Annotated in this window: 17 protein-coding genes; 2 read left to right on the top strand and 15 right to left on the bottom strand. The window is 68.6% G+C overall.

The window, feature by feature from the left end:
• Nucleotides 1-17 precede the first annotated feature (17 nt).
• From HOW07_RS00255 to HOW07_RS00205, 11 genes are all read right to left on the bottom strand, one after another.
• The gene (locus tag HOW07_RS00255) at nucleotides 18-1,115 is read right to left on the bottom strand and encodes a glycosyltransferase (RefSeq protein WP_175115800.1); all 1,098 of its coding nucleotides are present in this window, start codon (nucleotides 1,113-1,115) and stop codon (nucleotides 18-20) included.
• Entirely contained in the window at nucleotides 1,112-2,305 is a 1,194-nt protein-coding gene (gene ftsW, locus HOW07_RS00250) for a putative lipid II flippase FtsW (protein ID WP_254628143.1), read from the bottom strand. Before ftsW ends, HOW07_RS00255 begins: the two co-directional genes overlap by 4 nt.
• Before the next feature lie 88 nt (nucleotides 2,306-2,393).
• Complete coding sequence (murD, locus tag HOW07_RS00245; protein WP_175115799.1) at nucleotides 2,394-3,905, bottom strand: UDP-N-acetylmuramoyl-L-alanine--D-glutamate ligase; 1,512 nt, start codon at nucleotides 3,903-3,905, stop codon at nucleotides 2,394-2,396.
• A complete protein-coding gene (mraY, locus tag HOW07_RS00240; RefSeq protein WP_064296998.1) occupies nucleotides 3,902-4,999 on the bottom strand; it encodes a phospho-N-acetylmuramoyl-pentapeptide-transferase in 1,098 nt (365 codons plus the stop codon). The genes murD and mraY overlap by 4 nt, the downstream gene beginning before the upstream one ends.
• Nucleotides 4,996-6,402 carry a UDP-N-acetylmuramoyl-tripeptide--D-alanyl-D-alanine ligase gene (gene murF, locus HOW07_RS00235; protein ID WP_175115798.1) on the bottom strand — a complete coding sequence of 469 codons (1,407 nt, stop codon included), beginning with the start codon at nucleotides 6,400-6,402 and terminating at the stop codon, nucleotides 4,996-4,998. The genes mraY and murF overlap by 4 nt, the downstream gene beginning before the upstream one ends.
• Nucleotides 6,402-7,946, bottom strand: coding sequence for a Mur ligase family protein (locus HOW07_RS00230; RefSeq protein ID WP_240555463.1), 1,545 nt, complete (start codon nucleotides 7,944-7,946; stop codon nucleotides 6,402-6,404). The genes murF and HOW07_RS00230 overlap by 1 nt, the downstream gene beginning before the upstream one ends.
• A gap of 26 nt (nucleotides 7,947-7,972) precedes the next feature.
• The gene (locus HOW07_RS00225) at nucleotides 7,973-9,745 is read right to left on the bottom strand and encodes a penicillin-binding protein 2 (RefSeq protein WP_121290571.1); all 1,773 of its coding nucleotides are present in this window, start codon (nucleotides 9,743-9,745) and stop codon (nucleotides 7,973-7,975) included.
• A gap of 73 nt (nucleotides 9,746-9,818) precedes the next feature.
• Nucleotides 9,819-10,412 carry a hypothetical protein gene (locus HOW07_RS00220; RefSeq protein WP_175115797.1) on the bottom strand — a complete coding sequence of 198 codons (594 nt, stop codon included), beginning with the start codon at nucleotides 10,410-10,412 and terminating at the stop codon, nucleotides 9,819-9,821.
• Nucleotides 10,409-11,362, bottom strand: coding sequence for a 16S rRNA (cytosine(1402)-N(4))-methyltransferase RsmH (gene rsmH / locus HOW07_RS00215; protein WP_121290567.1), 954 nt, complete (start codon nucleotides 11,360-11,362; stop codon nucleotides 10,409-10,411). The genes HOW07_RS00220 and rsmH overlap by 4 nt, the downstream gene beginning before the upstream one ends.
• Nucleotides 11,363-11,501: 139 nt before the next feature.
• Nucleotides 11,502-11,933 carry a division/cell wall cluster transcriptional repressor MraZ gene (mraZ, locus tag HOW07_RS00210; RefSeq protein ID WP_064297003.1) on the bottom strand — a complete coding sequence of 144 codons (432 nt, stop codon included), beginning with the start codon at nucleotides 11,931-11,933 and terminating at the stop codon, nucleotides 11,502-11,504.
• A 314-nt stretch (nucleotides 11,934-12,247) separates the two neighbouring features.
• Nucleotides 12,248-12,622, bottom strand: a complete 375-nt coding sequence (locus HOW07_RS00205; protein WP_079002572.1) for a DUF3040 domain-containing protein — start codon at nucleotides 12,620-12,622, stop codon at nucleotides 12,248-12,250.
• 75 nt (nucleotides 12,623-12,697) lie between these two features.
• On the opposite strand from HOW07_RS00205, the gene HOW07_RS00200 reads away from it, so the two are divergent.
• Nucleotides 12,698-13,798, top strand: coding sequence for a polyprenyl synthetase family protein (locus HOW07_RS00200; RefSeq protein ID WP_064297005.1), 1,101 nt, complete (start codon nucleotides 12,698-12,700; stop codon nucleotides 13,796-13,798).
• A 25-nt stretch (nucleotides 13,799-13,823) separates the two neighbouring features.
• On the opposite strand, the gene HOW07_RS00195 is transcribed toward HOW07_RS00200, so the two are convergent.
• Nucleotides 13,824-14,165 (bottom strand): Rv2175c family DNA-binding protein, encoded by a 342-nt coding sequence (locus tag HOW07_RS00195; protein WP_064297006.1) that lies wholly within the window; start codon nucleotides 14,163-14,165, stop codon nucleotides 13,824-13,826.
• A gap of 130 nt (nucleotides 14,166-14,295) precedes the next feature.
• Between HOW07_RS00195 and pknB the strand changes: the two genes are divergently transcribed.
• A complete protein-coding gene (gene pknB, locus HOW07_RS00190) occupies nucleotides 14,296-16,242 on the top strand; it encodes a Stk1 family PASTA domain-containing Ser/Thr kinase (protein WP_285039627.1) in 1,947 nt (648 codons plus the stop codon).
• 88 nt (nucleotides 16,243-16,330) lie between these two features.
• On the opposite strand, the gene HOW07_RS00185 is transcribed toward pknB, so the two are convergent.
• From HOW07_RS00185 to HOW07_RS00175, 3 genes are all read right to left on the bottom strand, one after another.
• Nucleotides 16,331-17,677: a class II 3-deoxy-7-phosphoheptulonate synthase gene (locus tag HOW07_RS00185; protein ID WP_056005400.1), complete on the bottom strand. Its 1,347-nt coding sequence runs from the start codon at nucleotides 17,675-17,677 to the stop codon at nucleotides 16,331-16,333.
• Nucleotides 17,678-17,796: 119 nt separating this feature from the next.
• Nucleotides 17,797-18,480 carry a 1-acyl-sn-glycerol-3-phosphate acyltransferase gene (locus HOW07_RS00180; RefSeq protein ID WP_064297009.1) on the bottom strand — a complete coding sequence of 228 codons (684 nt, stop codon included), beginning with the start codon at nucleotides 18,478-18,480 and terminating at the stop codon, nucleotides 17,797-17,799.
• Nucleotides 18,481-18,506: 26 nt separating this feature from the next.
• Nucleotides 18,507-19,460: an ROK family protein gene (locus tag HOW07_RS00175; RefSeq protein ID WP_175115796.1), complete on the bottom strand. Its 954-nt coding sequence runs from the start codon at nucleotides 19,458-19,460 to the stop codon at nucleotides 18,507-18,509.
• Between the last annotated feature and the right edge of the window lie 98 nt (nucleotides 19,461-19,558).

Below are 19,558 nucleotides of genomic sequence, written 5' to 3'. Positions count from 1 at the left end.
TTTCTGGGAAGACTGGATCACCGGCCGCGCACGCGCTGCACCGATGGTTGGAGCGCCTCATCGATGAGGGCGATGACGCGAGCCGTGCCGTCGGAGACACCGACGCTCTTGGATTGGGCGGCCAGGTCGTCGACCCGGTGCCGATCGCTCAGCAACGGGACGAGGTGCTCATGCACCCAGGCCGGCACGAACTGCGCGTCATCTACCATAACCGCTCCCCCGGCCCGCACGACGTCGGCGGCGTTGAAGCGCTGCTCACCGTTGCCGACCGGATAGGGCACGTAGACGGCCGGCAGCCCGACCGCACACAGCTCGCTGACCGTGGCGCTGCCTGCACGCGACACCGCGAAGTCGGCTGCGGCGATGGCGAGCTCCATCCGGGAGCAGTACTCGAGCAGGTGGTAGTGGTCGACACCCGGATCCGAGATCTCGCTCTTCGCACCCGTGATGTGGAGCACCTGCCAGCCGGCCGCGACGACGTCCTCGGCGCTCTGACTCATCGTCGCGTTGATCCGTCTCGCGCCGAGCGAACCGCCGGTGACGAGCAGCAGCGGTCGGTCCGACACGAGGCCGAACTCGGCGAGGGCCGCCGGCCGGAGCGTCTCGCGGTCCAACCCCTCGATCTCGCGACGCAGCGGCATGCCGACGAAGCGTGCGTTGCGGATGGGCGTGTGGTGGAAGGCGACACCGACGTAGGGCGTGTACCTCGCACCGAGTCGGTTCGCGAGGCCTGGACGCGCGTTCGCCTCGTGGATGACCAGCGGGACGCCGGCGCGCCTGGCCGCCGTGTACGCCGGCGCGGCCGCGTAGCCACCGAAACCGATCACGACGTCCACGCGGTGCTCTCGGATCATCGCGACGACGGCTGCCACCGTCCGGCGGAGGCGACCGGGGAAGCGGAGTGCGTCGATGTTCGGACGGCGGGGGAAGGGCAGTTTGGGGATCGTGAGCAACTCGTAACCGCGTTCCGGGACGAGTCGAGCCTCGAGGCCCTCCGCCGTGCCGACGACGAGGATCGTCGCTTCAGGGTCTCTGGCGCGGAGTCCGTCGGCCACCGCCAACAGCGGATTGACATGGCCGGCGGTGCCGCCGCCGGCGAGGAGGTAGGTGGTCATCGGGTGACTCCGGAGGATTGGGGACGTCGAGCGGGTGACCGGCGGGACTGCTGGGGCGTGGGACGCCCCCGCTCCCGGGCGAACGACAGGACGATCCCGATCGCGACGAGGGTGGTGAGCAGCGCCGTGCCGCCCGAGGACAGGAGCGGTAACGGCACGCCGAGCACCGGGAGGACTCCGAGGACGACGCCGATGTTCACGAGTGCCTGGCCGATGATCCAGGCCATGATGGCGCCGGTGGTGATCCGGACGAAGGAGTCGTCGCTGGTACGGATCACCCGGATGAACATGACGGCGAGGAAGACGAACAGTCCGAGGACGAGGACGGCGCCGATGAGGCCCAGCTCCTCGCCGATCGCCGCGAAGATGAAGTCGTTCGAGATCGCCGGCAGCCACCCGTACTTCGCGCGCGAGTTGCCGAGACCGACGCCCCAGAGGCCGCCGTTCGCCAGCGCCCACGTGCCGTGGGTCGACTGCCAGTCGGCGTTCTCGTAGTCGCCCTTGCCGTCGCCGAAGAACGCCATGATGCGCTGCATGCGGTTGGCGCTCGTGACGGCCATGATGAGGAACAGCACGGCCCCGGCGACCACCGGGATCGCGATGTAGCGCAGTCGCACTCCGGCGAAGTACAGCGCCGAGAACACGATGAGGGCCATGATCACGACGGTACCGAGGTCGCCACCGAGCAGGACGAGGCCGATGGAGAGACCGGCGAAGGGGATGACCGGGATCAGGGCGTGCTTCCACTCGAGGAGACGCGGCTGCTTGATCGTCAGCACGAGCCCGAGCCACACGACCAGCGCGAGCTTGACCGCTTCCGAGGGCTGCGCGGTGAAGCCGCCGATCTCGATCCAGTTGCGGTTGCCGCCGATCTCGTAGCCGAGCGGTGTGAAGACGAGCAGTTGCAGGCCCATGGCGACGAGGAGGAACACCCACGCCCACTTCTTCCAGAACCGTGCCGGGAAGCGGCTCACGATCAGCATGAGCGGGACACCGATCATCGCGAACGTCGCCTGGCGCCAGAACAGCCCGAAATACCCGTCGCCGGCCTCGTAGGACTCGACGGAGGACGAGGACAGCACCATGACGAGCCCGAGCCCGACGAGGAAGAGGGTGACGCCCAGCAGGAGGAAGTAGTTCTTCGACTCCGGACGCAGCACTTTGCCCAGCGAGATCCGCGCACTCGACATGCCTCTCGGCGACGTCGGCGCGTCGGGTGTCCCACTGCCTGAGGCGGTCGCCGTCATCCGGGACGACGACGACCGCACGCGGCGCGGGTCAGCGCGAGGCGGATCGATCATCCGCCTCACCTCCCAGCTCTGCTTCGACGGCGGCCTGGAACAGGCGACCACGGTGCCCGTAGTCCGTGAACTGGTCCATCGAGGCGGCTGCAGGAGCGAGGAGCACGGTGTCCCCTGCCTGCGCGACCTCGGCGGCCCGGCGAACGGCCTCCGGCATGACGTGTTCAGTCTCCGCTGCGTCGACCTCGATGACGGTCAGCGTCGGCGCGTGTCGCGCGAATGCCGCGAGGACCTCCGAGCGGTCGGCGCCGATCACGACGGCCGCGCGCAGGTGGTCGGCGTGCCGCTCCACCAGGCGATCGATCGAGACGCCCTTCAACAGGCCTCCGACGATCCACACCACCGAGCGGTAGGCGGCGAGCGATGCGTCGGCGGCGTGCGGGTTGGTGGCCTTCGAGTCGTCGATCCAGTCCACCTCGAGTCTCCGGGCGATGAGCTGGATCCGGTGCGCATCCAGGCCGAACGACAGCAGGGTGTCGCGCACGGCCTCGACCGTGATGCCGGCGGCCCGGGCGAGTGCGGCTGCCGCCAGGATGTTGGCGACGACGTGCGGGGCGGCGAGCCCGCGCTGGGCGAGCGCTTCGACCGTCGTGATCTCGAGGGCGCTCGTGCGACGGTCGTCGAGGAACGCGCGGTCCACCAGGATGCCGTCTACGACGCCGAAGTCGCTCGGTCCGGGGACGTCGAGGCCGAACCCGACGGCGCGGGCGCCGTCGACGACCTCGGCCTCCTCGACCATCGACATCGTCGCCGCGTCAGCGCGGTTGTAGACGCACGCGACCTTCGTGTTCTCGTACACCACGGCCTTCGCCGCCCGGTACGCCTCGGCGGAGCCGTGCCAGTCGAGGTGGTCGTCGGCGAGGTTCAGGCAGACGCTGGCGAGCGGTGAGACGATGCTCCGACCGCCCTGCAGGCCGAGGGTGTGCAACTGGTAACTGGAGAGCTCGACGACGAAGAAGTCGAAGCCCTGCGGATCACGGACGGCGTCCAGGACCGGGACACCGATGTTGCCGCAGGGCGCCGCGCGGAAACCCGCCTCGACGAGCATCGACGCCGTCAGCTGAACGGTGGTGGTCTTGCCGTTCGTGCCGGTGACGCAGATCCACTCGGCCGGCGTGCCGACCTTGTCTCGGACCCGCCAGGCGAGCTCGATGTCGCCCCAGACGGCGACCCCCGCCGCCTGCGCCCAGGTGACCACGGCGTGGTCGGGGTGGAATCCGGGTGAGACGACGACGAGCTCCGGAGCGAACTCCACGAGCTCGGACGGCACGGTCGACAGGTCCCGCTGGATGAGCCGCGCACCGATGACGCCGACGAGTTCGGCGCGTTCGTCCGCCGCCTCGCCTGCCAGGACCAATACCTCCGAGCCGAGCTCGGCGAGGGTGTCGGCGACGGAGAACCCGGTCATCCCGAGTCCCAGGACGGCGACCCGCAGACCACGCCAGTCGGCGTGCCAGCTGCGGAGCCCGTCGAGGCGCTCAGCGCTCATCGGCTCAGCCACTCGAGGTAGAAGGAACCCACACCCGCGGCGACGAGCAGACCGCCGATGATCCAGAAGCGGACGACGACGGTGACCTCGGCCCAACCCTTGAGCTCGAAGTGATGGTGGATGGGGCTCATGAGGAAGATGCGCTTGCCGTGGGTCGCCTTGAAGTAGACCCGCTGGACGATCACGGAACCGGCCTCGATGACGAAGAGACCACCGACGAGCACCAGGAGGAGCTCGGTCTTGCTGAGGATGGCCAGAGCAGCGAGCGCTCCACCGAGCGCCAACGACCCGCTGTCACCCATGAAGATCTGCGCCGGCGAGGTGTTCCACCAGAGGAACCCGATGAGCGCACCCACGATCGCCGCTGCGACCACGGCGAGGTCGAGTGGGTCCCTGACGTCGTAACACTTGTAGGCGACGTCGGAGGCGAGCGAGGAGCTGAAGCACGACTGGTTGAACTGCCAGAAGCCGATGATGATGTACGAGCCGATCGCGAGGATCGAGGCGCCGGTGGCGAGCCCGTCGAGCCCGTCGGTGACGTTCACGCCGTTCGACGTCGCGGCCACGATCACCGAGGTCCAGAGGATGTACAGCAGGATGCCGATCACCGGGATGCCGATCGCCATGAAGTTGATCGGGATGTCGCGGATGATCGAGATGTTCGTCGACGCCGGGGTGAACCCCTCGGTGTTCGGGAAGTTGATCGCGAGGACGGCGAAGACCGTCGCGACGATGAGTTGCCCGGCGACCTTCGCCCACCCGCCGAGGCCGAGGCTCTGCTTCTTCCGGACCTTCAGGAAGTCGTCGATGAATCCGACGATGCCGAGGCCGACCATCATGAGCAGGACCAGGAGCGCCGAGACGCCGACCTGCTCCTGGAAGATCAGATAGCTCGCGAAGAAACCGACGAGGGTGCCGACGATGATGATGACGCCGCCCATCGTCGCGGTCCCGCGCTTCGTGTGGTGGCTCTGCGGCCCGTCGTCACGGATGAACTGGCCCCAGGCCAGCTTGCGGAACGCTCTGATGAACAGCGGGGTCAGGAAGAGGGAGAACGCCAGCGAGATCGCTCCCGCAGCCAACAGGACTCTCATGCGTACAACTCCCCCAGTCGATCGCCCAAGAACCGGAGTCCGGCCGCGTTGGACGATTTGACGAGCACGGTGTCGCCCGGGGCGATCTCCGCGCTCAAGTACGCGAAGGCCTCGTCCGCGGTCGCGAAGTACACCGACTCCCCGTCCCACGACCCTTCGTTGATCGCGGTGATGTGCATGCGGCGGGCCTCGGGGCCGACCACGACGAGGCGGCCGATACCGAGCCGGACGACCTGGAGCCCGATCCGGTCGTGTTCCTCGCCCGCCCAGTCGCCCAGTTCGCTCATGGCGCCGAGGACCGCGATGGTCCGGCCACGTTCAGCACCGATCTGGGCAAGGGTCCGGATGGCGGCCGACATCGAGTCGGGGCTGGCGTTGTAGGCGTCGTTGATGATGGACACGTCGTCGCGTCCGCCGAGGGGCTCCATCCGCCAGCGCTCCGCCCGACTCACGCTCTCGAGGGCGTCGACGATGAGGTCGATCTCCACACCGAGTTCGTGGGCGGCTGCGGCCGCGGCGAGGGCGTTCATGACGTGGTGCTCACCGAGCACCTTGAACCGGACGGGCGCAGAGGAACCGTCGGGCAGGTGCAGCGTGAACGCGGTTCCGGACGCCGTCGCGACGATGTCGGTCGCGCGAACGGCGGCGCGGTCGTCGAGGCCGAACCACAGCACGCGTGCCTGGGTGGCATGCGCCATACCGGCCACCCGTGGATCGTCGAGGTTGAGGACGGCGACGTCCTCCGGGAGCAGCTCGGACACCATCTCGGTCTTCGCCGTGACGGTCGCTTCGATCCCGCCGAACTCCCCCGCGTGCGCGAGTCCGACCTTGAGGACCACGCCGATGTCGGGCTTCGCCATGCGGATGAGTCGGGCGATCTCACCGATGCCGCTGGCACCCATCTCCGCGACGAGGAACCGCGTGTCGTTCGTCACGCGCAGCATGGTGATCGGCGCTCCGACCTCGTTGTTGAAGGAGGCTTTCGGGCTGACCGTCTCCCCGATGCGCTCGAGGACCGCGGCGAGGAGGTTCTTGGTCGTGGTCTTGCCGTTGGAGCCGGTGATACCCACGATCCGGAGTCGTCCGAGCGCGCGCACCCTCGTGATGACCTCGGTGGCGAGGGCACCGAGCGCGGTCACGGAGTTCTCGACGACGATCTGCGGCACGGCGACGGCCAGCTCCCGTTCGACGATGAGCAGGGCGGCGCCGTTGGCGACCGCCGCATCGGCGAACAGGTGTCCGTCGGTCTCCTCGCCGGGCTTCGCGACGAAGATGTCGCCGGGCGTGATGAGTCGGGAGTCGGTGTCGGCGACGCCGGACACGACGAGGCCGGGGTCCGCCGGACCGGGGATCAGTCGGCCGTCGGTCGCCGCGGCGATCTCGGTGAGGGTCAGGTCGATCATCAGAGCCACCCTGCCTCACGCAGCGCGTCACGCGAGTCGTCGCGCGCCGAGTACGGGAGCTTCACGCCGGCCACCTCGTGGTAGTCCTCGTGCCCGGGTCCGGCGTAGAGGATGGTGTCGCCCTGACCGGCCAGCGCGAGCGCCGTGCGGAACGCGGTCGCCGGGTCGGCGACCTCGTGCAGCTCGCCGTCCGGTGCGGCTTCGCGGGCGGCCTCGAGGAGCACGCGTCGGATCGACGCCGGGTCCTCGCTCCGGGGATGGAAGTCGGTGACCACCACGACGTCGGCGCCCCGGGCCGCGATCGCGCCCATGTCGCGACGCTTCGTCGTGTCGCGGTCTCCGTCGGCGCCGAACACCATGATGACGCGGCCCGGCGTGACGGCGCGGATGGCCGCGAGGGTGTTGAGGAACGCGTCGGGGCTGTGCCCGTAGTCGATGTACACGACCGGGCCGCGGTCGCCGCTGATCCGCTCGGCACGCCCGGGGATGTAGGCGTCGATCCCACCGTCCCGTTCGAGGGCCTGGGCGATCATGTCGAACTCCACACCGGACTCGACGAGCATCACGATCGCGAGCGCGGCGTTCGCCGCCATGAACCAGCCGAGCAGCGGCACGCTCGTCACGAGCACCTGGTCGCCGGGGCCGTCGAGGCGGAACGTCGTGGAACCGGCGGTCTCCTCGAGGATCGTCATGCGCCAGTCGGCGTCGACCTCCGGGCGGGTCGTCAGGGTCGTCACCGGGATCCGGCTCTGCTCGACGAGTCGGCCGCCCCACTCGGAATCGATCGTGACGACACCACGTCGTGCGCGATCGGGTTCGAACAGCTCCCGCTTGGCCGCGAAGTACTCGTCGAAGTCGCCGTAGTCGTCGAAGTGGTCGTGACTGAGATTGGTGAAGCCGACGACGTCGAAGACGATGCCGTCGACGCGGTGCCTGGTCAGCGCCTGGGCGGAGACCTCGATGGCGACCGCGCGCACTTCGGACTCGCGCATGCGTGCGAGTAGCGCGTGCAGCTCACTGGCCTCCGGCGTGGTGAGGGAGCTCGTCACCGCGAGGTCGCCGATGCGCCGCTCCGCAGTGGAGCTCAGCCCGGCGACGATCCCGAGTTGCGCGAGCATGCCGCTCAGGAGGTAGACCACGCTCGTCTTGCCGTTGGTGCCGGTCACGCCGAACAGCGTCGGCGGCTCCTCGGCGGTGCGGTAGACCCAGGCTGCGAGGTGCCCGAGCGCGGCACGCGGCTCGGGCACGACGATGATCGGCAAGCCGGCCGCTGCGGCCAGGTCTCGTCCGGTGTCGTCGGTGAGCACCGCGACCGCGCCGCGTTCCTTCGCCTGCTCGGCGTATGCGGCACCGTGGGCGCGGACACCCGGCATGCCGATGTAGAGGTCACCGGGCTCGACGGCACCGGAGCTCAGACTGACGCCGCTGATCTCCACGCCGTCGGCTGATCCGTGCAGGTCGAGGTCGAATTCGGTCACCAGCTGCGAGAGCGCCCGCCGTTGCGGATGTTCCGGCCTGAGGCTGATCGGGCCCTGATTGTTCACGCTGAGCCCATCCTTCATGAGGTCGTTCAAAAACTGAGCGGCAGGTTCGGTGCCGGCTCCGTGGACGGCTGCACTCCCCTGCTCTTCAGCACCTGGGTGGTCACATCCCGGAAGATGGGAGCGACTGCAGCCGATGAATTCATCTTAACCGGGTCGGCCAGGTTCACCGAAACGACGAACTGCGGCGCCTCTGCTGGAGCGAAACCGGCCATCGAGACGAGGTAGCTCGAGCTGTAGCCACCGTCGCCGTCGGGCTGCTGTGCGGTACCGGTCTTCATGGCCACCCGGTAGCCGGGGACGTCGACGTTCTTGGCGACCCAGCTCTCCTGGTCGACCATCTCGAGCATGTCGCTGACCTGCTTCGCCGCGTCGGCGGAGACGACCTGGGTTCCGGTCGCGTCGGGGACGTCGGTCATGGTGCCGTCGGCGTTCCGGCACCCCTCGACCAACTGGACGGGCATGCGGACACCGCCGTTCGCGATCGTCTGGTACAGGCTGGCGCCCTGGATCGCGGTCGTCGAGAAGCCCTGGCCGAACATGGTCGCGTAATCGGTCTGGTTGTCCCAGTCCGCGGCGTCCGCCATGAGTCCACCGGACTCGCTCGGGAAGCCGACCTCGGTCTTCTGCAGCTGACCGAACTTCTGGAAGTACGCGTAGCGGGTGTCGGCGCTCATCTTCTCGCCGAACTGCGAGATCCCCGTGTTCGACGACTGCACCATGACGCCCGCGAGCGTGAGGTTCATGTCCTCGTGGAACTCGCTGTCGTTGATGTCGGCACCGTTCGAGGGCTTGTACCGGAACGGAGCGACCACCTGCGAGTTGGGGCTCGCGACACCCTGGTCGATGAGCGCCGCGGCGGTCAGCGACTTGTACGTCGATCCCGGTTCGAACGGCGCGGCGAAGGCCCGTGAGCCTCGGTCTTCGGACGGCGTCGCGCTGACGTTGCCGGGGTCGACGGCCGGGTACTCGGCGACGGCGAGGAGCTTGCCGGTCTTGACCTCCATCACCGTGACGACGCCCCAGCTCGCACCGACCGCTTCGGCCTGCGCGGCGAGCGACTGCTGCGAGAACCACTGGATGTCCTTGTCGAGCGTGAGCACGACGTCGCCGCCGTCCTTCGCCGGCTTCGTCACCGTGGTGCCGGGGAGCGGGAGACCGCCACTGCCCTTCTCGTACGTCGTGCGACCGTCCTTGCCGGCGAGGCAGGAGTTCTCCATGAGTTCGACGCCCGCCTGGGCCTCGCCCTCCTCGCCCACGAAGCCGACGATGTTGCCGGCGACAGCACCGTTCGGGTACACCCGGTACGGCTCCTCCTTGAAGGTCGTCCACGGGATCTCCAGCGCCTTGAGCGCTCGGAGCTGGTCGAGGGTGAGCTTCTTCGCGATGAGGGCGTAGAGCGAGTCCTTGTCCGCGGCGAGGGCGTCCGTGATGAGCGCGAGGACCTCCGGACCGGGCTTGCCGATGATCGCGCCGATCTCGTTCGTCGCCTGCTCGAGGGTGATCGTCTGCTCGGCGCCGTCGACGTCGCGTTCGAACGGACCGGCGTCCTTCGGAGATGCCGCCATGCTGTACCGCATGACCGCTTCGGCGAGCACCGAACCGTCGGAGGCGAGGATGTTGCCGCGGGTGGCGAGGATCGTGTCGCCCGTCTCGGTCTTCTCGAGGGATTCGGCGCTCAAGGCACTCGCGCGGACCACCTGGATGTCGACCAGACGGAGGACGAAGAGCGTCATCACGATGGAGACCGCGACGATGGTGAACGCGAGGCGTCGGCGCGTGGTCTTCGTGTGTCTCACCATGATGCCCGCACCGCGTCCTCTCCCGACGTCGCACCTCCGAGCAGGGCGTCGTCCTCCACCGTGAGCCGTCCGGTCATCGTGTGGTCGGCGACGGCAGCCCGTCCTGCAACGGTACGGGCGGGGTGACCGCTTCCTGGCTCGACGCGCCGTCTGCGGCGGCGGCGTTCTGCCCGCCGACGAGCGGGAGCGTCGCGGCCTGTGCGTTCGGCACGAGGGCGGCGTTGAAGATCGGACTCGTGCTCGCCGACGCCGGCGTAGGCGTCCCCAGCACGGCACCGTCGGAGAGTCGGAGGTAGGTCGGGAGCGAGTTGCCCACCATGCCGAGTGCCTGCGCGTTCACGGCGAGGTACTGGGGCGAGGACAGGCGGTCGAGGTCCTCGGCCAGCGCGGCCGAGGTGCGGCCGAGTTCGACCTGCTTCCCCTCGAGCTGCTGGATCTGGTACGCGCCCTGGCTCAACCCGACGCTGAGGAGCAACTGACCGACGACGATGGCGACGACCGCACCGACGACGACGACCGCGTACATCGGCCGTGGTCGGAGCTTCGAGCGCGCCCCGGTCGTGACCGCACGGATGTGCTGCCGTTCGGGGGCCGTCCGGGTCGGCTGCGGCCGAGCGCGTCCGAGCCGTTCTGGTGCGAGATCGAGTGCTGCGGTCGCTCCGCTCATGCTGGCCTCCTCAGCCGTTCGGCCGCGCGGAGTCGCACGGGTTTCGCTCTGGGGTTCTCGTCGATCTCGGCCTCGGTGGCGAGTTCGGCGCCCTTGACGAGGAGCTTCAGCTCCGCACTGTGTTCCGGGAGTTCGACGGGCAGGCCCGCCGGAGTTGTCGACTTCGCCCGGGCCTGGAGCTCGCGCTTGACGATCCGGTCCTCGAGCGACTGGTAGGACAGGAACACGATCCGTCCTCCGACCCGAAGCAGGTCGAGCGCGCGGGGCACGGCGGACTCGAGGACCGACAGCTCCGCGTTGACCTCGATGCGCAGCGCCTGGAAGACCCGCTTGGCCGGATGGCCGGTGCGACGTGCGGCCGCCGGCGTGGCCCGATCGATGAGCTCGACGAGCTGACCGGAACTCGTCAGGGGTCGCTGCTGGCGTTCCTCGACGATGCGGCGCGCGTAGCGCTGCGCCAACTTCTCGTCGCCGTACTCCCAGAAGATCTTCCGAAGCGCGACCTCGTCGTAGGTGGCGAGGATCGTCTCCGCCGTCAGCTCGCTCGAGGCGTCCATCCGCATGTCGAGAGGAGCGTCCTGCGAGTACGAGAAGCCGCGTTCGGTCCGATCGAGTTGCAGCGAGGAGACACCGAGGTCGAACAGGATGCCGTCCACCTGTGGGAAGCCGAGCTCCTCGGCGGCCTCGTCGATGTCGTCGTAGACGGCTTTGACGAACCGGGCTCGCGACCCGAAGCGCTCGAGCCGCTCCTGGGCGATGTCGAGTGCATCGAGGTCGCGGTCGAGCCCGATGAGGGTCAACTGCGGGAACCGCTCGAGCATCGCTTCGGCGTGCCCCGCCATGCCGAGCGTGGCGTCGATGAGGACCGCGCCCTCGTGTGACACGGCGGGGGCGAGCAACTCGATGCATCGCTCGAGGAGGACCGGGGTGTGGATGTCGTCGATGGCCATATGTGTAATCCGGACGGTCCCTGACCCCTGATCCCCATCCGTTCCGACCTGGCACCGGGGAAGTGTGTCAGGGCGGGCTCCGACCTGGCACCGGGGAAGTGTGTCAGGGCGGGACGGCTGGGAGTCAGGGGGCAGGGCACTAGAAGAGTCCGGGGATCACCTCCTCGGCGGTCTCGGAGAAGACGCTCTCCTGTTCGGCGAGGTAGGACTCCCATGCCTCGGCGTCCCAGATCTCCGCGCGGCTGCCGGCGCCGATGACCACGAGGTCGCGGCTGAGCCCGGCGTACTGGCGGAGGTTGGACGGAATGGTCACGCGGTGCTGCTTGTCGGGGGTCTCGGCGCTCGCTCCGGAGAGGAACACGCGCAGGTAGTCGCGGGCCTGCTTGCTGGTGACCGGAGCCTGGCGGATCTTCTCGTGGAGCGCCTCGAACTCCCGCGTGCTGAAGACGTAGATGCAGTGCTCCTGGCCTCGGGTCATGACGACCCCGCCGGAGAGCTCATCGCGGAACTTCGCCGGCAGGATGATGCGGCCTTTTTCGTCGAGTTTGGGGGCGTGACTACCGAGGAACATACGCCCCCGCCCCCAATCGTTCTGGCCAACATCTTGGTTGGGCTCCACTTTACTCCACTTTGCCCCACCAATGCAGCACATTCCTCCATATTGGCTCGATTACCCACGAAAAAACCCCGCAAAGTCGGGACTTTGCGGGGTGGAGGGAAATGGAGGGAGTTCGCCCTATCCGGGACGGTCAGGGAGGGCCTGAAACGACGAAACGGGGCCGATCCGAAGATCGGCCCCGTTCGGAGTCGTGGTGCGGCGGCGCCGCGAGGGAGGGAAGTGGAGTCAGGCGGCCGGACGCGGAGCGACCGGGAGGCGCGGCATCGTTACTGCTCGTCGCCAGACTGACGCTTGTCCCAGCGGTCGTTGAAGCGGTCCATCAGACGGGACGACTTCTGGCCGGCCGGAGCAGCCTGACGAGGCCGCGGCTGTTCGAGTGGAGCCCGGGTCGGTTTGGTCGCCACGAGCACGCCCGTGAGCATGATCGCGAACCCGAGCAGACCGACGATGGGCTGCTGGATCACGACTCCGAGCACGAGGCCGATCGCCCCGACCACCGCGATGAGGGAGCCGAGCGCGATTCCGCGGTAACTCGGTTTGCCCGCTCCAGCGCTGACCTTGGAGACGAAATCGGCATCGCTGCGGTAGAGGTGGCGTTCCATCTCATCGAGGAGCCGTTGCTCCTGCTCTGAAAGTGGCATCTGATTCCCCTCAAGGTCACACGACGCGACGTTGTTGATCGAGTCTAGCCACCGAAGCATGACTAGGCTAGGTGCGTGATCGAAAGCAATGAACTCGCCACCCTGGTGGGCCGCGGGCTCTCCGACTTTCTCTCCTCGCGAAGCTCCATTGTCGCGCAGATCGGCCCGGAGCTCTCCCCGTTCCTCGACTTCTCCCGGGAATTTCTCAGCGGTGGGAAGCGGTTCCGAGCACAGTTCTGTTTCCGGGGCTGGCAGGCCGTCTCCACCGGCAGGCACGCCAGTGGTCAGGGCGGCCTCGAGACCGTCATCGCGACCTGTGGAGCGCTCGAACTGTTCCACGCCGCAGCCCTCGTCCACGACGACATCATCGACAACTCCGACACCCGCCGGGGTGCACCGTCGGCTCACGTCTCCTTCGCGGAGTTGCACCGCCGCAGCAGATGGGACGGCGACCCGACCACCTTCGGCACCGGAGCCGCCACGCTCCTCGGCGACCTGCTCCTCGGCTGGAGTGACGAACTCCTCGACGACGGACTCGACCAGCTGGACGACCGCACCGCCGCTCGCGCAGCGCGGGCCGAGTTCAACCGGATGCGGACCGAGGTCACGGCCGGCCAGTACCTCGACATCCTCGAGGAGCGCGCCTGGCGCGACGCCGCCGACGACGAACAGCGCCGCCGGGCCGAGCGCGTCCTCATCTTCAAATCGGCCAAGTACAGCATCGAGTCCCCGCTCGCGCTCGGGGCACTCCTCGGCGGCGGGAACGAGCAGCAGCTCGCGTCGCTCCGCGGGTACGGCCTCCCCCTCGGCATCGCCTTCCAGCTGCGCGACGACCTCCTCGGCGTCTACGGCGATCCCGCTGTGACCGGTAAGCCGAGTGGCGACGACCTCCGCGAGGGGAAGCGCACCATCCTCATCGCGCTCACGAGGGAGGCCCTCCAGCCGGGCGCGCGCGCCATCCTCGACGAGCTGCTCGGGGATCCCGAACTCGACGACGACCAGATCGGCCTGCTCCAGGCGACCATCCGCGACAGCGGGGCCGTCGACCAGGTGGAGAAGCTCATCCAGGACCACGTCGCACGGGCACTCTCCGCACTGGGCGAGGCTCCGATCAACGACGACGCCCGGGCCCACCTGCGCGGCCTCGCGGTCGCGGTCGCACGCCGCGAGACCTGAGCCGTCCGGCTCGGACGGCACGGGATCAGGCGAGCGCCTGAGCCACCCGGCGGACCTCGGAACGACGTCCCTCGCGGAGGGCTTGGATCGGGGAGGTCCCGATCGCGTCGTCGTCCTCGAGCATCCAGACCATCGCGGCCTCGTCGTCGAAGCCGTTGTCGGACAGCAGCGTGAGCGTGCCGCGCAGGTTGTGCACCGGCCCGCCGTCCGCGATGAACGACGACGGCACCTGCAGCACGCCGTCACGCCGGACGGCGAGGAGGTCGCGCTCCTCGAGGTACTGGCGGATGCGTCGGATCGGCAGCCCGAGTTCGGTCGCCAGATCGGGAAGGGTGAACCACACGAGTTCGGAATTCTGCTCAGTCACGCACAGCAGTCTGCCACGACCGCGCTCCGCTCGGCGCCGTCGGATCGCGTTCGGGTAACGATCCAGGCGCCTCGCCGCCCTCCCGGGGTGTTGACAGCTCTTCGCGCCCGACGTTCCATACACTCGACTGGTGAGTAGCAACCAGCAGACCGATCCGATGATCGGCCGTCTCCTCGACGGGAGATATCAGGTGCGCTCACGCATCGCCCGGGGCGGCATGGCGACGGTGTACCTCGCCACCGATCTCCGGCTGGAACGACGCGTCGCGATCAAGGTCATGCACGGCCATCTCTCGGACGACACGACGTTCAAGAACCGCTTCATCCAGGAGGCGCGCTCCGCCGCCCGGCTCGCGAACCCGCACGTCGTCAGCGTGTTCGACCAGGGCCAGGACTCCGACATGGCCTACCTCGTCATGGAGCACCTGCCGGGGATCACCCTCCGCGACCTCATCCGCGACAACGGCACGCTCACCCCTCGGCAGGCCGCCGACATCCTCGACGCCGTGCTGTCCGGTCTCGCCGCCGCGCACCGCGCCGGCATCGTCCACCGCGACGTCAAGCCGGAGAACGTCCTGCTCGCCGACGACGGGCGCATCAAGATCGGCGACTTCGGCCTCGCGAGAGCCGCGAGCGCGAACACGGCCACCGGCCAGGCACTCCTCGGGACGATCGCCTACCTCTCCCCCGAACTCGTCACCCGTGGACAGGCCGACGCGCGGAGCGACATCTACGCGCTCGGGATCATGCTCTACGAGATGCTCACCGGCGAGCAGCCCTACAAGGGCGAGCAGCCGATGCAGATCGCCTACCAGCACGCCAACGAGTCGGTCCCCGCACCGAGCGCCAAGAACCCCGCCGTCCCGAAGGAACTCGACGACCTCGTCTTCTGGGCCACCGAGCGCGAACCGGACGATCGTCCGTCGAACGCCGGCGAGATGCTCGAGCGTTTGCGGTCCATCGAGTCCAGTCTCGGGTTCACCTCGGTCGCCACCGGGGCGCAGCCCACGATCGTCATGCCGGCCTCCTACTCGAGCGAGCACGCCGACGACGTCACCCAGGTCATCGGCCGCAACACCAAACCGCAGCAAGTCCCGGTGCGCGCCGACGCGACGGACGGTCCGGGCAAGCTCGCCACGAAGGCGCGCAAGCGCAGCCGCGCGGGCGTCGCGCTGTTCACGATCGTCCTCATGCTCGCCGCGCTCGCCGGTGGGACCGGATGGTACTTCGGCCAGGGCCCCGGCTCGCTCGTCGAGGTCCCGAACGTCGCCGACGGGAGTTTCGACCAGGCGTCAGCCAAACTCGTGGAGCTGGGCTTCGTGCCCGTCGAAGGCGCGACGTTCAGCCTCACCGTCCCGGCCGGCACGGTCGCCGGCAGCGATCCGCCGTCCGGCTCGAAGATCGAGAAGGGCAGCTCCGTCACGGTCCTCGTCTCCCAGGGACCGCAACCGGTGGACATCCCGGTCCTCGCCGGGCTCGCACAGTCCGACGCCGAACAGCAGTTGGACGCGCTCGGCGTCGCCGTCGGCACCGTGAACCAACAGTTCGACCCGAGCATCGCGAAGGACATCGTGCTCGCGGCGACCGACGCGACCTCGGGAGCCGACTACAGCCAGGGTGGGCCGTCCTTCCAAGGCTCCACGGTGACGCTGCTCGTGTCGGCCGGACAGGTGCCCTCGGTCTCGGGGATGACGCCGGATCAGGCGCGCGACGCCCTCGAATCCGTCGGGCTCGGCGTGGGAACCTCCGACGAGGCGTTCGACGACACGATCCCCGCTGGGCAGGTCATCGGCATCCAGGCCAAGACCGATGCGGACGGGAACGAGACGGCCTTCATTCCGGGCGACGACGTGACCTTGATCGTGTCCAAGGGCGTCGAGTTGGTCGCCGTCCCCGACACCACGGGCCAGACGATCAATCAGGCCATCACGACACTCCAGGACGCCGGATTCACCGTCGGTGACATCGCCGTGGCAGAGGCCTTCCGCGACATCTTCAAGGTCAAGAAGACCGATCCCCCGGCGGGCAAGTCCGTCAAGAAGGGCTCGACCGTCAACATCACCGACTTCGGTCTGTAGCCAACGGCGACACGTGCTCGACCCACACGGCTGTCACACGACGAAGCGCCCATGCCGGATCCGGCACGGGCGCTTCGTCGTGTGAGACCTACTTCGCGGCGGCGAGCTCCTCCGCCACGAGGAAGGCGAGCTCCAGCGACTGCATGTGGTTGAGGCGAGGATCGCACAGCGACTCGTACCGCGTCGCCAGGGTGGCCTCGTCGATCTGCTCCGAGCCGCCCAGGCACTCGGTGACGTCGTCGCCGGTGAGCTCGACGTGGATGCCGCCGGGGTGCGTCCCTGCGGCGCGGTGGGCTTCGAAGAACCCCTTGACCTCGTCCACGACGTCGTCGAAGCGACGCGTCTTGTAGCCGGTGGGCGTCGTGAGTCCGTTGCCGTGCATCGGATCGGTGACCCAGAGCGGCGTCGCGTCGGCACCCTTGATCGCCTCGAGCAGCGGAGGCAGGGCGTCCCTGATCTTGCCAGCACCCATCCGCGTGATGAACGTCAGGCGCCCGGGCTCGCGCTCGGGGTCGAGTTTGTCGATGAGACGCAGCATGTCGTCGGCCGAGGTGGTGGGGCCGAGCTTCACGCCGATCGGGTTGCGGACTCGCGACAGGAAGTCGACGTGCGCGCCGTCGAGCTCGCGGGTCCGCTCCCCGATCCACACGAAGTGGGCGGAGGTGTTGTACGGCGTACCGGTCCGCGAGTCGATCCGCGTCATCGGTCGCTCGTAGTCCATGAGCAGCGCCTCGTGGCTCGAGTAGAATTCGACACCCCGCAGCTGGTCGAAGTCGGCTCCGGCCGCCTCCATGAACTTGATCGCACGATCGATGTCGCGCGCCAGTCCCTCGTAGCGGTGGTTCACCGGGTTGGCGGCGAACCCCTTGTTCCAGCTGTGGACCTCGCGGAGGTCGGCGAACCCGCCCTGGGTGAACGCCCGGATGAGGTTCAGGGTCGATGCGGAGGTGTGGTACCCCTTGACGAGCCGAGCGGGGTCGGCCGTGCGCGACTCCGGGGTGAAGTCGTAGCCGTTGACGATGTCGCCGCGGTAGGCGGGCAGGGTGACGTCGCCCCGCGTCTCCGAGTCGTTGGAGCGCGGCTTGGCGAACTGCCCGGCCATCCGGCCCATCTTCACGACCGGCATCGACGCACCGTACGTGAGCACGACCGCCATCTGCAGGACCGTCTTCACGCGGTTGCGGATCTGCTCGGCCGTCGCACCGGCGAAGGTCTCGGCGCAGTCGCCGCCCTGGAGCAGGAACGCGTTGCCGCTCGCCGCCCGGGCCAAGCGGTCGCGCAGGATGTCGACCTCGCCGGCGAAGACCAGCGGAGGGAGCGTCGCGAGTTCGGCGGAGGCACGCGCGACGGCGGCCTGGTCCGGCCATGACGGCTGCTGCTTGATCGGCAGCTCACGCCAATAGTCCAGTCCGGCGATCACCGAGGGTTCGGCCATGACGACTGGTTCTGTAGCGTGGGACACGGATTTCCTGTTTCTCTTCGACCGGACGCGCTCCGGAGCCCGCCCGGAAGGGGGAACGGACCGCGATCGCGGCCCGGTTTTTCAGCTTAGCGTCACGCCGACGCGGCGCGCTCCTTGACGCTCGTGGCGTAGACGTCGCGATAGTCCTGGCCCGAGAGCTTGCGGAGCTCGACCATCAACTCGTCCGTGACGCTGCGGAGGATGAAGCGGTCGCCCTCCATACCCTCGAACCGCGAGAAGTCGAGCGGCTTGCCGATGACGATCCCGATCCGGCGGATCCGGGGCAGCTTCGTGCCGATGGGCATGACCTTCTCGGTGTCGATCATCGCGACGGGGACGATGGGGACCCCGGCCTCGAGCACCATCCGCGCGACGCCGGTGCGGCCGCGGTACATCGTCCCGTCGGGACTGCGGGTGCCCTCCGGATAGATCCCCAGCAGGTGACCGCCACCGAGGACCGCGAGCCCGGTGTTGAGCGAGGCCTCGGAGGCTTTGCCGCCCGACCGGTCGATCGGGAGCTGCCCCGTGCCGAGCATGAAGGTCTTCGTGGCCCAGCCACCGAATCCCTTGCCGCGGAAGTACTCGCTCTTGGCCAGGAAGGAGATCCGCCGGTCGACGCACAGCGGGAGGATCACCGAGTCGATGAAGGACAGGTGGTTGCTGGCGATGATCGCGCCGCCGTGCTCCGGGATGTTCTCGGCACCGATCACCCACGGCCGGAAGATCGACTTGAGGATCGGGCCGGCGACCAGGTACTTCATGAACCAGTAGAACATCGTGCTCCTCCGTCTTGCCGTCGTCGTCAGCCGAGGACGAGGGCGCTCCTGGCGAGATCGCCGGCGCCGATGACCCCGGCGTCGTTCACGAGCTGCGCGATGCTGAAGGACGGCTCCGGGTGGAATCCGCGCGCCGGGAGGTGCGTCAGGAACGCCTCACGAACGGGGTCCAGGAGGAGGTCGCCGGCCTGGGCGACGCCGCCGCCGATCACGAAGATGTTGGGGTCGAGGATGGCCGACATGCTCGCGAGGGCCTGCCCCAGCAGATCGGCGAGCTCGTTGAGGCATCGGAGGGCGCCGGGATCACCGGACTCGAGCAGGGCGGAGACGTGGTGTCCGTTCAGCAGTCCGCCGGCCGCGGCCCGGGCTCGGGCGAGGGCGGCACCGTCGCCACCGGCGTCCGCGGCCTCGTTCGCGAGCCGGAGCAACGCGTTCCCCGAACAGTACTGCTCGACGCAGCCACGCGCGCCGCAGCCGCAGGGCAGCCCGTCCGGGATGAGGCGCATGTGTCCCAGTTCCGCACCGCTGCCGAAGCCACCGGTCAGCAGCCGGTCGTCGAGGACGATCGCCCCGCCGACACCCGTGCCGATCGTCACCATGACCATGCTGCGTTCCTCGCGCCCCGCACCGAACCGGAACTCGGCCCAACCCGCGGCGTTCGCGTCGTTCTCGATCGTCACGACCTTGTCGGGCAGCCGCGCGGCCAGCCGGGCCTGCAGGGGCTCGTTCCGCCAGGCGATGTTCGGCGAGTAGTAGACGGTCGAGCGCGTGCCGTCGAAGAACCCCGGCGCTGCGACGCCCACGCTCGAGATGCTGCCGTCGTCCAAGGACCGGACCATGGCGACGACGTCGTCGATGATGGCGTCGGGATCGGAGGCCTGCGTCGGCGTGCGCCCGGCCGCGAGGATCCGACCGTCGTCGTCGACGACCCCGCCCGCGATCTTCGTCCCGCCGATGTCGATGCCGATCGCGTTTGCCATAACGGTGCCGTCTCCCTGTCCTGATGTCGCCGATACCGGCAGCGGCGTGTGACCGACCGTCAGTCGAGTCGGTCGCCCGCGCGCCGCAGTCGAGTCTA

The organism is Plantibacter sp. MCCC 1A11337 (assembly GCF_013349365.1).
Classification (GTDB): domain Bacteria; phylum Actinomycetota; class Actinomycetes; order Actinomycetales; family Microbacteriaceae; genus Plantibacter; species Plantibacter flavus_A.
Note: the sequence above shows the minus strand (reverse complement) of the source record. Positions and strands in the feature narration are given on the sequence as shown.

Excerpts from the sequence above, each read along its gene's own strand:
- HOW07_RS00255 (WP_175115800.1), bottom strand. The coding sequence starts at position 1,115 with ATGACCACCTACCTCCTCGCCGGCGGCGGCACCGCCGGCCATGTCAAT.
- ftsW (WP_254628143.1), bottom strand. The coding sequence starts at position 2,305 with ATGTCGAGTGCGCGGATCTCGCTGGGCAAAGTGCTGCGTCCGGAGTCG.
- murD (WP_175115799.1), bottom strand. The coding sequence starts at position 3,905 with ATGAGCGCTGAGCGCCTCGACGGGCTCCGCAGCTGGCACGCCGACTGG.
- mraY (WP_064296998.1), bottom strand. The coding sequence starts at position 4,999 with ATGAGAGTCCTGTTGGCTGCGGGAGCGATCTCGCTGGCGTTCTCCCTC.
- murF (WP_175115798.1), bottom strand. The coding sequence starts at position 6,402 with ATGATCGACCTGACCCTCACCGAGATCGCCGCGGCGACCGACGGCCGA.
- HOW07_RS00225 (WP_121290571.1), bottom strand. The coding sequence starts at position 9,745 with ATGGTGAGACACACGAAGACCACGCGCCGACGCCTCGCGTTCACCATC.
- HOW07_RS00220 (WP_175115797.1), bottom strand. The coding sequence starts at position 10,412 with ATGAGCGGAGCGACCGCAGCACTCGATCTCGCACCAGAACGGCTCGGA.
- rsmH (WP_121290567.1), bottom strand. The coding sequence starts at position 11,362 with ATGGCCATCGACGACATCCACACCCCGGTCCTCCTCGAGCGATGCATC.
- mraZ (WP_064297003.1), bottom strand. The coding sequence starts at position 11,933 with ATGTTCCTCGGTAGTCACGCCCCCAAACTCGACGAAAAAGGCCGCATC.
- HOW07_RS00205 (WP_079002572.1), bottom strand. The coding sequence starts at position 12,622 with ATGCCACTTTCAGAGCAGGAGCAACGGCTCCTCGATGAGATGGAACGC.
- HOW07_RS00185 (WP_056005400.1), bottom strand. The coding sequence starts at position 17,677 with ATGGCCGAACCCTCGGTGATCGCCGGACTGGACTATTGGCGTGAGCTG.
- HOW07_RS00180 (WP_064297009.1), bottom strand. The coding sequence starts at position 18,480 with ATGTTCTACTGGTTCATGAAGTACCTGGTCGCCGGCCCGATCCTCAAG.
- HOW07_RS00175 (WP_175115796.1), bottom strand. The coding sequence starts at position 19,460 with ATGGCAAACGCGATCGGCATCGACATCGGCGGGACGAAGATCGCGGGC.